A 15,146-nucleotide genomic window follows, 5' to 3' on the forward strand; every position below is an offset into this window, starting at 1 on the left:
ATGAAAATGGAAAAGAACAGCTTATTCAAGACGATGATTTATTCTGGTTTAGGGGTATTATTATTGGCTTGTCAACCTACTACCCCAGCCATAGAGGACCATTGGCCGGAAGCGGGTGTTACCTACGAGATCTTTATACGGTCTTTTTATGATACAGATGGCGACGGTATAGGGGATATTAATGGAGTGGTTGAGAAATTGGATTATGTACAGGAGCTTGGGGCCAATGCGATCTGGTTTATGCCGATAATGCCTTCCCCAAGTTACCACAAATACGATGTTACAGATTATAAGGCCATACATCCAGATTATGGTACCATGGAAGATTTCAAAAATCTGATTGAGGAGGCTCATGAAAAGGATATACGCATCGTAATCGATTTGATCATCAACCATACCAGCAGTGAGCATCCCTGGTTTTTGGAGGCAAAAAAGGATAGGGATAACCCCTACAGGGATTATTATGTTTGGGCGCAGAAGGACACCATAGCCGAGTATCTGGAGAAAAAGACCATTACCCTAGACTCGGACAATATACGGCAGTGGCATGATCCAGGAGATGGAGAAGATTTTTATTACGGGTTTTTTTATGGCGGAATGCCTGACCTGAATTTTGACAATCCCAAGGTAAGAGAAGAAGTCTACGATATTGGTAGGTTTTGGCTGGAGGAGGTTGGAGTCGACGGCTTCAGGTTGGATGCCGCCAAACATATTTTTCCTGACGACAGACCCGAGGACAACCATGCCTTTTGGAAGGAGTTTAGGGCAGAGATGGAAAAAATCAAACCGGATATTTACTTGGTGGGTGAAGTTTATGACATGAAAGAGGTGGTGGCTCCCTATCTCCCCGGACTTCCGGCTTTGTTTAATTTTGATTTTCATTATACGCTATTAGAAAGTTTTAGGGAGGAAGATGGGCAACTGTTGCCCAAGCGCCAAAAGGAGGTTTTGGAATTCTATCAGGATATTACAGATGAGTTTATCGACGCCACCATTTCCTCCAACCATGATCAACCCAGGATATTGTCGGATCTGGATGGGAATGAGAATAAGGCCAAGCAGGCCATTGCCATTCTGATGAGCATGCCCGGAGCCCCCTATTTATATTATGGTGAAGAAATAGGGATGCTGGGAGAGAAGCCTGATCCCAATATCCGGGAACCCTTTTTATGGGATGTAAAAGAGAAGGACCAGGGAAGGACCAGCTGGATTAATCCCACCTTTTCCACGGATCAAACTGTGGTGCCCCTAGCCATACAGCAGGAGAATAAAAACAGTCTTTTTAATTTCTATAAAGAAATTATTGCTCTAAGGAACACAGATAAGGCCCTTGCTTTAGGGGAGCTGGTCTTGGTGGAGGAGGAATTCCCTAAGGAGGTGATGGCCTATATTCGCAAGTGGGAAGGGGAAGAAAGACTGGTGGTTCACAACTTGGGAAGCAACACTTTACATTTGGACTTACCAGAGGGGTTCAAAAAGGAGATTTACTCTCTAAATGAGGCAAAGAAGGAAAGCAGTAAAGCGGAATTGCCAGCTAATTCCAGCTTAGTATTGGGAAATTAAATCGGTTTTTGGGGAGGTGAAAATCCTCCCCACTCCCTAATAATAAAGGAGTTTAAGATTTCTCTGATTTTTTATAAAACTAGATTTGGGAGGAATTATGTGGAAACTAAACTACCCGAATTTAATCTTCCTTTTCCAACACCCATGCCAAGTCGAATACCGCTACGTGTACACCCTCATACATATGTTCTTTACCACCTTCGTAAAGGAGAAAAATTTTACCTTCTAAGGCTGTGCCTGGCCTCCCCACCCCTAAATTGGAATAAGCGGAAGGTCCAGAATAGACGCTACGCTTTGCAGACCAGGTAATCCCACCATCCAGGCTAGCCCAGACGCTGATATTCTCCCGGTCATTTTCTATGGTTCCTCCGACCAGTTCTGGCATTTTCCCTTTATCGGAATCCAAATTACTGTAAATCAAGATATCCTTTCCTTCTAGGGGTAGTCTAATCACCCCGCCCATGCATCCGTATGAACTTTCCTTTGGGCCATCGGGAAGATAAGGGCAGCGGTAGGCATTTAGCCAGGTGGCACCACCGTCGTGGCTCCATGCTACAAAGCGATTGCCCTTTGTCATATGTTCCCTAGAACTGTAATAAACGCTGCCGTCCGATAATTCTGTTAATGCGGACTCCCCTGTACCCATTACGGGAAAGGGGGCACTTACCTGCCAGACTTTTCCACCATCGTCGCTATACAATGCCGTGTTGTAGTGGTAAGGTCGCCATTCTTCCTCATTGGAATTTGTGGGGCCTAGTATTCGGGCAGGCATCAGCAACCTTCCCTTTTCAGGGCCATGTGCCAAAGTTGTCCCTGATTGAGAAGCCCACACGATCACGGGGACATGTTCGGGGGACCCAAGGCCGAAGGCATCTGGAAGGATTGTGATATCCTCTTTTCTCCAAGTGCTGCCATGGTCCGAACTTTTCAGCACATATCCTTTAGGGTTCAAGAGGAGGATATCTCCATTTTCCTCATTTAGGATGGCATTCGTACCCTTGGCTTCCTCACCGATATCTTCTACGTCTGTCCAGGTAATTCCATCTTTACTTTTTCGGATTTCATTGCCATTAAATGCGATTATGGTTCCATCTCTTGCGGCTACTATACTCCTTCCCCCTCTTCCTTTAAAAAGCTCCTGGGTATAAAAAAAAGAACTATCTTCATGAGACTCCTGGATATTTTGAGGTCTTTGACAAGAAAATGTGATAAATGAAATACTAAGAAAGGTATACAGCAGCGTTTTCAAATTTATTTCTATAAATAATGGACACCTCATTTGAAATATTGAACTCATAAATCTTTATGGGTATTTAGTTAAATTTTTGCACTAGGCTTAATTCTTTTTAAGAATTTGTTTGGATTTAAAGCTTTTTTATCTAAATTGGTTATCACAAATTGTTTTGTGTCTAAGTAATTTACTTAGAAATCGACTTTAAGGCCTTGTCAAACTTTTCTTCAAAGGAAATTTTTCCGATTTGGATGCAAGTTCTGATAAGGTACTGCAAAAACAAGAGAGTTGAGACTTGTTAAGCAGTTTTTCTCAATCTAGTTGTTTCAATTTTATCCAATTTAAAGGTAATCCCTTTCTTTATTTACCAGGCCGTTTTAGGTTGTTTTTTCGTTTTCGTGTGCATTGTTGGGGGTCTGGATTGTTTTCGTGTTGTTTATGAATGTTTGAAGGGAAGGGAGCCTGTGATGGCTTTTGCCAACATTACCTTTTTACTATCCCAATTCTGTCATGGAAAGGAAAAAACCAACCTTAACCAAAGAAATTAGCTATGCCCAATTTTATTTAACCTTATGCTGTTTTCTCTTATTTAAATTTTTATATGCCCAGGAGGAAGAGGTTCCCTTGCCGGCAAATTATCCTCCATCTCCGGAGGTAAGCGCCCTCGCCAAGTTCGCCGATGTCCCCATATCCAAGTACAGTGGACTTCCTAATACGAGCTTACCCCTCTATGAGATTGTCCAGGATGAGTTCTCTCTTCCCATTTCATTAAGCTACCATCACGGAGGGATCAGGGTGGAAGAGCGTGCGGGATGGGTAGGATTGGGATGGGCTCTTCAGGCCGGAGGTTCTATAAGCAGAACCATTAAAGGGATTCCTGATGAAGCCAGTGGGGCTTCTTCTGGTTTTTTGAACCATTTTATGGACTATGAAAACTTAACTCCCCAACAGCAACTTGACTATTATTTAAGGACTACCCAAGGAATTTTGGATGCAGAACAGGATGTATTCTATTTTTCCTTTGGTTCTCACTCGGGGAAGTTCGTGATCAATAAGGATAAGCGTATTTTGTTCTTACAACGCACTAACCTGAAAGTGGAATTCGACATAAACAGTTCCAGGATTACTGGGTGGAGGGTCTGGGACGAATGGGGGAACAAATATGTTTTTAATGAAGTGGAACGTTCCCTTCAGGAGCAACTCAGCGGGGCAAGGAGTAACTTACTATTTCCTATTTCCAATTCAGCTTGGCATCTCAGTGAGATCAGTACCTACAAGGGAAGAAAAATCCACTTTACCTACAGTTCCTATTCTGAGGAAATATACAGAAGGGCCTCTCAAACAGCTTCCTACAATGAACTTGGCCCTGCCTTCACGGGCCCCTGCCTTACCGAAGGAAATACCACCCATTGGGTGAAAACCACCACTTTTGGCAAACAGATCAGTATCATCCAGTTTGGGGAGGGAGAGGTAAGGTTTTTAGGACAGGAGGACAGACTGGATAGCCCCACCCGAAGATTGTCCCGGGTACAAGTGGTGAATAAACAGGGAAAAACCATCAGGGATTTTAGGCTGGAACATGATTACTATTCCAGTAACCTGCATGCCAATAGTATGCAACTTCCTGCTTTAGTTAGTTCAAATACCCCTCTACGCCGATTGCGGCTGGTAAAGTTAATCGAGCTAAATGCGGAAATGCCTTATACTTTTGATTATTCAGACAACAGGCTCCCTCATCTTTTTTCATTTGCACAGGATCATTGGGGCTTTTATAACGGGCAGTCCAATACCTCTCTTATTCCTCGGTTTTCAAGGTATACCAAAGGAAATGCAAACAGACTCTCCTTCCCAGTATTTGCTTCAATTGGCCATTTAAGAAAAATAAATTTTCCTACGGGAGGCAGTGTGACTTTTGAGATGGAGGGCAACACCGCATTAGTTTCCAAATCTGAGTATGCCCGATTTCTGGCTCCCCTTCACCAGGGAGCGGAAGAGGAATCCTATCATGCCTGGATAAATGAAAGCACAAGTACTTCCACATTTAGGGTGGAACCTCAGATTTTCGAATATGACACTATTAAACCCTTTGAGGTCCTAGTCAATGTGAGTTCATTGGATAGTTTTGAAGGTGGGGACAGAGACAAAGTAGGAACCTTGGAGTTGGCCTTATTTAATCAGCAACCGGGGCATTATGTGAGTTTAACCAGCGGAACCTTTAATAATGGACAACTAAGAGGACAAGTTTACCTCAAGGCTGGTGAACAATATACCTTAAAAATGAGCGGCAGGCAGATGGATACTCGTGGAGTGAGTGCGATGGTAAAAGGGTTCCGAAACCCACCATTGTTGGATGTGGGTGGCACTGAAAAAATAGAAGTCAACGTAGGGGGCTTGAGGGTTAAACAAGTAATCAAAGACTTTGTACCAAAAACCGAAACCATCAATTACGTTTATAACCTAGGTAATACAGGGTCATCAGGGGTACTAGCTGCATTTCCTACCTACGATATCTATAGGTTTAATAGGACCGTAGATGCATTGCCCATGGATATGGGAAAAATCATTAGCGGATGCGTCAAGCTGGAACTTATTTCCCAATCCAATATCCCATTGGGAAGTAATGGAGCCTATTTTGGATACGCTAGGGTAAGGGAAGTTCAACGGTCTGGTCAACAGCAATTAAGGACGGATTTTAATTTTTATAGTGCACTGGAATTTCCGGATGTCATACGATATTCCTATCCTTCAGGGGTGGTCTTTTCCAATGAATACAGGAGGGGTTTACCAAAATCCGAGGTGTATTGGGCTAGGGTTGGTCAAGGCTTCAAAAAGTCGAGAGAGCTAATTCATTCCTACGCCTACGAACAAATTTCGGGGAATTCAAATTATGTGTTGGGCTGCGGAAGCTTTGGTCCACATGGCTGTATTCAATTTTTGCACGTGAAATATCAGCACGGTTCTATTTGGAACCCTGAGGTCCGGAGGGAAGAACGGACCTTTGACCTGAACCAGGGTAGCTATTTGCAGCGGATCACCGAAACGCAATATGATAAAATTTACCTTTTGCCCACCCAAACCCGAGAGCATACTAGCGATTTAGGTTTTTTGACAAGCAGCACCTATTATCCCTTTAATCTTCCCTCTTCGGAATATAAGCCCGGGGAGAAGGAAGCAGTAGATCGATTGATTCAACAGCATAGGTTAGCCCTGCAAATGCATACCAAAACTTCCAAAAACAATGTCTTACGTGAGGAGACCAGGGTTGTCATGGAAGTATCGGGAGAATTGGTGATGCCAAAATGGATAGAATGGGGGAGAGCTGAGGGGAAAAGGGTGGTCAGAAACCAAGTCATTTCCTATGACCCATATTTGAATATTGCGGAAGAGAAACCAAGGGCAGGACCAAGGGTATTTTACGGTTATGAGAGAAACGGGAATTACCTCAATGTGGTGGCTCTGAATGCCCGAAAGTCTGAGATTGCTTATACAAGTTTTGAAACTGCTGACAAAGGAGGATGGGAATACTCCGGCCAGCCACAAACCTCTGCTTTAGCAAAGACAGGTAAGTATTGTTACAATCTTTCAAGGGGTACCATCTCTAAAACCTCTATTAGTGCCAGTACTCAGCATAAATATAAGCTAACTTTTTTTGCCCGTAGGGCTAGTGGCACAGGGACCTGGCAGTTTATGGGAAAAACGGAAACACTTACCACCCAATGGAAGCTGATAGAAAGGGAGGTGAGTTCCACATCCATCAGTATCCATGGAAGTGGAATCCTTGTGGATGAACTCAGGCTACATCCTGAAAATGCTTTTTTGAGGACTTATACCTACGAACCTTTGGTGGGAATGCTGAGCCATACGGATGATAGAAACTATACCAGCTACTATGAATATGATGCTGCCGGGAGGCTAAGGGCAGTCAGAAACGATGAAGGGTATTTGCTGGATCATTTCGACTATGCATTCGCTCTTAACCCCTAAGGTCATGAAATCGAGCCTGTCCTGACGGCAGTCAGGGCATGACGCAAGCGACGCACGGAGGGAGGATTAAGATTGCGAGATTCCCCCGAAGCGAGTCCCCCTAAACAAGTTCGGGGCAGGCAGGGGCAGGCTATATGACCGCTAAAAAGAAATTATAAACATATGAAAAGCTTTGTTTTTGTTATTATTGGCCTAGTGGTAGCCATGAATGGGTATTCCTTTCAAAATAATAGCCATATATCGCATTATAAGGCTAGGAATGCCACAAAGAATATAGAAGAGTTGCATACAGGTGGGATTGCCTCATCCTATCTCTCCATACGCTATTTCGATGGTTTGGGCAGGCCCATTCAGGAATTGGGGCGACAGGCAAGTCCTTCAGGGGCGGACCTTGTACAACCTTACTTTTACGATTTTGCTGGCAGGGAGAGTCGAGAATACCTTCCCTATCCCCGTGGTGGTGGCGCCCTTCCCGGAGGGTTTCGCCCAAATGCACTTTCCGAGCAACGTTCATTCTACCGCAACAACTTTGGGGGTGAAGAAAGGGCCTTTACCCAGCATACTTTTGAATCCTCTGCTCTCCGAAGGGTGGTCACCTCCTTAGGCCCTGGACAAGCATGGGCCTCTGAAACCGGCAGGGCCACCACTTTTGCCGAAAGGCCCAACCTGTCGGCCGACGGGGTCAGGCGTTGGGAGGTGGATGCGCAGGGACTGCCCCATAGCCCCGGGGCCTACGAAGCAGGCAGGCTATGGATGAGGGAGAGCAAGGACGAGCAGGGGAACAGACGAATGGAGTTCATTGACCTGGAAGGCCAGATCATTTTGATAAAGGTGCAGGAGGGAGAAAGCCCTTCCCTACAGCATGCAGGCTGGCTGTGCACCTACCATGTGTACGACGCAAGGGGTGACCTCAGGGTACTGATCCCTCCGAAAGCAACCCGTTTTCTTACAGGTGCTTGGCACCGCTCCCGGGAAAATGCCATCGTGGAGGGACAATACTTTCTCTATACCTATGACCATTTGGGCAGGCTGCAAACTGGTAAGTTGCCAGGAAAGGCGGTCAAGCACTACGTTTATGACAATAGAGACAGGGTGGTGGCCACCCAGGACGGCAAGCTCAGGGATGCAGGCACTTGGCACTACACCAAGTACGATGTCCTAAACAGGAAACTCCAGGAGGGCCTGGTAAAGGACGCAAGGAACAGGAACTCCATGCAGTCCTTTCACGAATCCCTGAACGGAGAAAACAACGCACGTCTGGAAAGTCAACTGTCCCCTGCGGGGACCACCTATAAGGTAGGGGGAGGGTTTCCCACCAATGAGGGTAAGGTGCTAATGGTGAACTTTTATGACGGCCCCACTGCGCCCGGCATGAATACGTTCGTTAGGCCCAGTGGATTCACCGATCCGGATCACAGAACCAAGGGACTGCTCACTGCCGTGCTGGAGGTCGAGATAGGTGGGCAAGAGAGGCTATTGAGGAAATCGTTTTTCTACGACAAGGAAGCGAGACTTATCCAGGAACTGGTTGAACTGAGTAACGGTGGTACACTGAGACGTTCCACTTCCTATAATTTCGAGGGAAAGACCCTCAGGAAGCTAGAGCAACTTAGGGGCCCGGCAAAAGCTACCTTGCGGCACAGGTACAGCTATAGTCGTTCGGGTCACCTATCCATGACAAGGGTCAAAATGGAATCGGATCCAGAGCAGGTGCTGGTCAGGTATTCCTACGATAGGCTTGGCAGGCTGTCCGGCAAGACTTTACCCCTTCTGGGGGTAGAGGTTAACCAAGGCTACCACCTTAGGGGCTGGCCACTTTGGATGGAGCAGCGGCAGGCTGGTAAGGGTTTGTTTTCCTGGAGGCTTCATTATGAGAAAGGAGGCAACCAAGGGCGGTGGGACGGCAATATTTCAATGGCAGCCTGGAAAGGAAAGGACGGGGTAGAAAGGCAATACCACTTTCGGTACGACCCGGTCTCCAGGCTGATAGGAGGTGCGTACCTAGTTCCAGGCCGTTCCCATGAAAACCACCACTACACCAGTGGTTGGAACAGCTATGATCCCAATGGTAACCTGCTCACCCTAAAAAGAAGGAATCAAATTTCCGAATCCTCTTTTGGAGAGGTGGACGACCTGCGGTACGAGTATGGCTCCCACGGGAACCGGTTGCTCAAAGTAAGGGACGCCAGGACTTCCACACAGTTTTTGGCCATGGACTTCAAGCCTTCCCCATCTGAAGCCCAATACACCTATGACAGCGACGGCAACCTATTGACCAACCCGGACAGAGGGATCAATCGTATGGTGTACAACCATTTGGACCTGCCCGCTGAAATCCTCCACCCGGGTGGAAGGGTGGAAAACGTTTATTCTGCAAGTGGAGAAAGGCTTTCCCAAAGAAGATATTTAGGTGAGGGAATGCAAGAGCACTGGGAGTGGGCGGGAAGCTTTGTGTTGAAAAACGGTAAACTGCACCAAGCCCTGCACGATGAGGGCAGGGTTATTCCCGCGTTGGATGGTTTTTATTACGATTTCTACGCAAGGGATCACCTTGGAAGCCTTAGGCAGGTGATGAGGGCACCCAAACTGGAATACCAAACAGCCACCATGGAGGCCGACAGGTCAGCTCACGAAGAAGCGCAATTTGAAATGATACAAGCCTCTCGCCAAGGGGCCAAAGAACACAACACCACCCCAGGTGGGGACCGAGTGGTATGGCTAAATGCCACTATGGGCAGGGTGCTGGGTCCGGTAAGGGTTCAAAAAGTGAAGGAAGGGGAGCAGGTACACCTTTCGGTTAACGGGAAATACCGGGCAGGAGGTGCAGGGATGTTTGGTGCGCAAGTGTTCGCGGTTTCGGGAGCGAGGTCAGGGGTGGTGGCGGCACTTCCGGACTTTACGCATGTATTGCACGACCCTTCCCGAAGCACCGCTCTTTTGGGTATTGTGACGCTGCTGGCAGGCGCACTGCAAACCAAGCCTGCCCCGGAGGCTTATATGATGTACCTTCTTTATGACGCGGAGGGCAAGAGGTATAAAACCGGGAAGCTTGCTTTGGATAAAAATGCGGAGGGCAAGCATATGCATTTGGAAGAAAATTTATATATTGACATGGATGGAAGGATGGAGGCCTTCTTGGTGAACGAGTCCGGGGTGGATGTTTGGTTCGACGACTTCAGGGTGGGCACTTCCCCGCCCCTGGTGGTAGAGGAGACCCACTACGATCCTTGGGGTCTGGAGCTTAGTGGTCTGGAATACCGATACCAGGGGGAAAGGTATGGGATGGAAGGCTTTAATGGCAAGGACTTGGTGAACCCACCCGGCCTCTACGACTTCGGCGCCAGGCACTACGATCCCGTGGTGGGCAGGTGGTGGGGGGTGGACCCGATGGGGGATCATCCGAAGCAGATAGGAATGTCTCCATATTCTGCGTTTTGGAACAATCCAGTGAGGTATATTGATCCGGATGGAAAGATGCCTTGTTGCCCGGGAGGAGCAAGGCCTGCTGCAAGAAACTCCCGAAGAGGAATGACCATATCCAAACTAAGAAGGCCAGTATCTCAGACTACTAGAATTAATAATTCTGGATTTGCATTAGTAGGTAGAAATAATGGGACACACGTAAAAACTCAAAGATTTCATACCAGTCGGGGAGGGGGACGAAATATATATACTTCTATTGCTGCAGGAGCTGCTGAAAATTTCGACAATACCCATACAAACGGCAATTCTAGTGGAAATTTTGTAAAATTAACTGCACAGTTACTTGACGATGTACGTACCATAACGAAGGTTGAAATAATTGAAGAAGTTGGCAGGTTTGAGGTATCTCTTGGAGCTAATTATTTTGTCAATGATTTTAACACAACAATAGAATTAATGGAGTTACAGGAACAATGGGAGAGCAATGTAAGGGAAAGAGCGAGAGGAGGGCTGTCTCCTGAAGAGTTTGGAGAGCTCCAAATTGAAGAACAAAATATGAGAATGGGATTGTCTAGGGTTTTCACTGGTCCATCTCCCCTCTCAATGATCGAAGATATGCTAAATGGTGTAAAGCCAGATACCGTAGATAAAAGAAGAAATGATGTGGTTAGACCAAGTAATTAGTTTTTTTAAAAAAAATCCGCATTGTCCTGTCGGTGATACCGATAGACTTATGTTGGTTCGCACTTTTAGCCTTGTGACCAAGGATTATTCCGAGTTATTTGTTTTGAGTTCCAAAATTTACACCGATCTCGAAGAGATAACTGGTAGGAAGTTTAGCGGAGACGAGACCTACGGTCATATTCTTTTTAAAAATCTGGGGGCTATAATGGATGTAAATTTGAAGCATGTAGAGTTGAGTTTTTTCGATGAACCAGGGAATATTCTCCTCGATTCAGGAGTCGTATTAGTTTCCGAGGGGGGAGGTGAGTTTGCATCAAGTAGGTTCACGGAATACTCAGACGGTAGTATTGAGATATTAATTAACCGGTCCTATTTACACGACTCCAATTGTTTGGTTTCAGCCATTGTATTTGAAATTGCTAGGCTAAAATTAAGAAGGGATGGTAAAGAGTATTCAGATGACGTAGTTTCATTAGAAGTGGTATTATTATTATTTGGATTTGGCATATTTAACGCAAACAGTTCCGTTATTAAAATGGAAGCCTGGTTTAATGATTTAAAGAGTGAATCGTATATGTATAAAGGCCCTAGCCAGCTCTCTCCAGAGGCTCACGGTTTTTTGATGGCGTTATATTCTTATTATCGAGGCGAAAATAATCCTGACTGGGTAAGCTATTTAGAAAAAGAGATATCGAAAGCCTATTATATAGGATTGAGATATTTAAGATCTCGCTCTGTCATATAAATAGAAGGAATGCGAATGAAACCAAATTACCTTTTTGTTTTCCCATTAATAGTATCAATATTGTTTATTTTAATGGGCGGAGCGATGATCGCTAAAGGTTTGGTAGCTCATGGAGTAAACAGTAGGACTCTGATGAAAACTGGGTTTGATGGGTTTTATCTAATGTTTTTCGGAATAATTTTTTTGCTAATTATTTATTTTAGTCTCTCTCCTTTCAGTAGAATCCGTAACTTTAACTTTAATTTTTTTCAAAGGGAGAAAAATAAGAAGAAAGATATAAAAAATAAAAATTAAATTTTTTATATATTAAATTCAATATATAAAAATTTTATAGAAATTTAAATTTTACTAAAATAAATAATAAAATCATTATATTTTATGAGATTAAAACAAATAATAATTATATTTTAAGTGAATATGGAAATTATTACTAAAACCAAGTCATGGTTTGTTTATTGTTTTTGAATTAGGCACCTAGTCAATAATTCAATCTCAGTCTATTAGTCCTAAAAGGAACTTTATTTCAGGAATAAACCGCAAAAAGCCAATTTGCTGGCTTTTTTCAATAATCGAAAGCATTTAATACCATGATGATCAGTTAATTAAGAACTTATTTATCAGGTGCCTAGTTCAATAGATGTTTTTGTTAAAACGTCAAGATATCAGGCGGGTTTTGGGAGAAACGCTTTATTATGCAATTTATGTTGAAAGAGTAAAAATGATGGCAAGTATGACTTTAACCATGATTCATATATAAAAGTACATTTTTTGTTTGTGGAGGATTTTTGTGGTTTTTCACCTTCACCCCAGTCATTAAAGTGTAAATCTAATTGAGAAAGGCCTGGATGATGGGGTATCATTTCGGGAGGTTTTTTTTGCCATGGTTGCACGAATGGGTACGGAGGGTTTTTGTGATTTTTACACTCACCCCAGCCCTGAAAGGGCGTAATATGTTAACACAGGGTGGAACTCTGTGATAATGCCAAACTACTTCCCCAAGCTTTTTAGGGGCGGGAGATTTCCACTAAATCTATCCCTCACCATAGTCGGTTTGGTACTCCTACATTGCCATTCCTTCAAGCAGTATGATGGTGTCACGCCTTCTGAATTTGTTCAGGATAAGAGGAGTGAAAAGGACTCCGTTAAATAGGGTCGCTCTTAAAAATGGGAAGACGACATGTTCACCCTTGCACCACCAAAACCATTCTATGCCAGCTATTGTTGAAAATAAAATTTGTTGTTATTGATTTATGATTGATGTAAATTTATACCAAAGAAGACAAGTTATGGTAAGACAAAGTATTTCCTTCACAGCACCCAACGATGAATGGCTTAAATCTCAAGTGGATAGCAAAGAATACGCTAGCAAAAGCGAACTTGTGAATGATCTTATTAAGACAGGCGAGAAAGCAGCAAGCCCAAATAGACTGGATTAGGGTCAAACTTGAAAAAGCTGAAAATAGTGGCTTTACGCAGGAAAGAAAAGAGCAAATTTTAAATCAATCCAAGTCTTTACTCAATGGCTAAGTACCGTTTGAGTCATGAAGCAAAAGAAGACCTTATACGAATTCATCATTACGGGACAGAAAAATTTGGAATTTCTCAAGCAGACAATTACTTCGATTCATTTTTTACCTATTTTGACATTATTGCCGAACGGCTATTTTCGTTTGATTCGGTCGATCACATTAAAAAAGGGTATAGACGATGTGTCTGTGGCTCCGATAGCATATACTACAGGATAAATAATGACAATGTTGAAATAATGGCGATTATAGGAAGGCAGGATTTGGACATTATTCTCTAATAGGGTTAAAAGTGTGGGCTCAAAGAAATTATCAGTGAATTCCTACACATTCCAGCATATACCCACAGTAATTTCTATCTGCACCACCTAAATTCCCTCACACTTTTTATTAGCTTTGGGTTTTTAATGCCACCTAAATGCACGAACACCAACCTCTCATCCAGAACGATGCAGTGGTCTTTGGACTGCTGATGGCCATACTTGGCCTGGTCTTTTACACTGGGGCTTCCAAGCACCCTTTATTTCGAAAATTCTACCGGGTAGTGCCCACCATATTGCTCTGTTACTTTATTCCTGCTCTGCTGAATTCTGCTGGTGTAATTTCAGGAGAATCATCTGGTTTGTACTTTATGGCCTCCCGGTACCTACTACCCACCTCCTTGGTCTTACTCACCTTGAGCATAGACTTGAAAAGTATCCTTAAACTTGGTCCTAAAGCGTTGATTATGTTTTTTTCAGGGACTATTGGAATTGTGCTTGGTGGTCCATTAGCCTTTTTTCTGGTGGCTCTTTTTTATCCCGATATCCTGGGAGGGACTGGTCCCGATGAAACATGGAGGGGGCTGTCCACCATAGCCGGCAGTTGGATAGGGGGAGGGGCCAATCAGACATCCATGTTGGAGGTGTTTGGTGCCAGTCCTGCACTTTTCAGTCAAATGATAGCGGTGGATGTAATAGTGGCCAATGTTTGGATGGCTTTTTTGCTGTATTGGGCTGCAAAACCCGGAAAAATTGACAAGATTTTCAAAGCGGATGCATCTGCCATAGAGGCACTTAAAAACAAAGTAGAGAAATATAGGGAAGGGATACTTAAAATCCCCATGATGGGGGACACCATGGCTGTCCTTGCCGTTGGTTTTGCCGTGACAGGTTTGGCACATTTGGTGGCAGATGCACTTGCTCCTTGGATAGGGGTAAACTATCCGAGACTCAGCCAGTATTCCTTGGACAGCAGCTTTTTTTGGATTGTAATAGTGGCAACCACGTTAGGCTTGTTACTTTCTTTTACAAGGGCCAGGGACCTGGAGGGGGTTGGGGCTTCCCGGCTTGGGAGCGTGATGCTTTACGTATTGGTAGCTACCATTGGTATGCAGATGGATTTACAGGCCGTATTGGACAACCCGGTGTTTTTTCTTGTAGGTATGGTGTGGATGATCCTGCATATTTCCATAATGCTGATTGTGGCATATCTCATTAAAGCTCCCTTTTTCTTTGTTGCGGTAGGATCACAGGCCAATGTGGGAGGGGCTGCCTCTGCGCCTATCGTGGCATCTGCCTTTAATCCCTCCCTTGCACCAGTTGGCGTACTTTTAGCTGTATTAGGATATGCGGTGGGTACCTATGGTGCCTATTTCTGTGGATTATTATTACAATGGGTTTCAAATTTATTCTAGTATGGCTACCTATAGAAAGTTTATTTTTGTTTGTACAGGCAAGGATTGTAAGCGAAATGGATGCAAGGAATTACTCAAGGACATAAAAGGGATGCTCAAAGTTTCTGAACACAAAGGGAAGTGTAAGGTAGTGAAAACCAAGTGTATGGATTTTTGTAAGACTGGGCCAATGGTGGTGATTAATAGCGAGGTGATCAAGCGGGCCAGCCTGCCCGAAATCCGTGAAAAGTGCTGAAGGTTTACCAAAAGTGCCTGATTTTGAAGTAATTTGTTGAATTGTTGTAGTTTTGACCTATGGATTTATTACTTTTATAA

General features: G+C 44.2%; 9 protein-coding genes. 8 read left to right on the forward strand and 1 reads right to left on the reverse strand.

Annotation, left to right across the window (positions count from 1 at the left end; genetic code table 11):
- The first annotated feature begins 6 nt into the window (after window positions 1-6).
- Window positions 7-1,563 (forward strand): alpha-amylase family glycosyl hydrolase, encoded by a 1,557-nt coding sequence (locus tag DB520_RS16510; RefSeq protein WP_198675367.1) that lies wholly within the window; start codon window positions 7-9, stop codon window positions 1,561-1,563.
- 121 nt (window positions 1,564-1,684) lie between these two features.
- On the opposite strand, the gene DB520_RS16515 is transcribed toward DB520_RS16510, so the two are convergent.
- The gene (locus tag DB520_RS16515) at window positions 1,685-2,812 is read right to left on the reverse strand and encodes an exo-alpha-sialidase (RefSeq protein ID WP_157972123.1); all 1,128 of its coding nucleotides are present in this window, start codon (window positions 2,810-2,812) and stop codon (window positions 1,685-1,687) included.
- A 492-nt stretch (window positions 2,813-3,304) separates the two neighbouring features.
- Between DB520_RS16515 and DB520_RS16520 the strand changes: the two genes are divergently transcribed.
- The 7 genes from DB520_RS16520 (at window position 3,305) to DB520_RS16555 (ending at window position 15,066) form a co-directional block, all read left to right on the forward strand.
- Window positions 3,305-6,778: a hypothetical protein gene (locus DB520_RS16520; protein ID WP_114750825.1), complete on the forward strand. Its 3,474-nt coding sequence runs from the start codon at window positions 3,305-3,307 to the stop codon at window positions 6,776-6,778.
- 162 nt (window positions 6,779-6,940) lie between these two features.
- Window positions 6,941-10,885: a DUF6443 domain-containing protein gene (locus tag DB520_RS16525; protein WP_198675368.1), complete on the forward strand. Its 3,945-nt coding sequence runs from the start codon at window positions 6,941-6,943 to the stop codon at window positions 10,883-10,885.
- Window positions 10,886-10,958: 73 nt separating this feature from the next.
- On the forward strand, window positions 10,959-11,630 hold the full coding sequence (locus DB520_RS16530; protein WP_157972124.1) for a hypothetical protein: 672 nt from the start codon (window positions 10,959-10,961) through the stop codon (window positions 11,628-11,630).
- Between the two features lie 1,286 nt (window positions 11,631-12,916).
- Complete coding sequence (locus DB520_RS27070) at window positions 12,917-13,066, forward strand: ribbon-helix-helix domain-containing protein (protein WP_198675369.1); 150 nt, start codon at window positions 12,917-12,919, stop codon at window positions 13,064-13,066.
- A gap of 83 nt (window positions 13,067-13,149) precedes the next feature.
- Window positions 13,150-13,437: a type II toxin-antitoxin system RelE/ParE family toxin gene (locus DB520_RS16545; protein WP_114750828.1), complete on the forward strand. Its 288-nt coding sequence runs from the start codon at window positions 13,150-13,152 to the stop codon at window positions 13,435-13,437.
- A gap of 137 nt (window positions 13,438-13,574) precedes the next feature.
- A complete protein-coding gene (locus DB520_RS16550) occupies window positions 13,575-14,831 on the forward strand; it encodes a DUF819 family protein (protein WP_114750829.1) in 1,257 nt (418 codons plus the stop codon).
- 1 nt (window position 14,832) lies between these two features.
- A complete protein-coding gene (locus tag DB520_RS16555; protein ID WP_114750830.1) occupies window positions 14,833-15,066 on the forward strand; it encodes a (2Fe-2S) ferredoxin domain-containing protein in 234 nt (77 codons plus the stop codon).
- The last annotated feature ends 80 nt before the right edge of the window (window positions 15,067-15,146 follow it).

It is taken from the genome of Pleomorphovibrio marinus (assembly GCF_003347495.1).
GTDB classification, from domain to species: domain Bacteria; phylum Bacteroidota; class Bacteroidia; order Cytophagales; family Cyclobacteriaceae; genus Pleomorphovibrio; species Pleomorphovibrio marinus.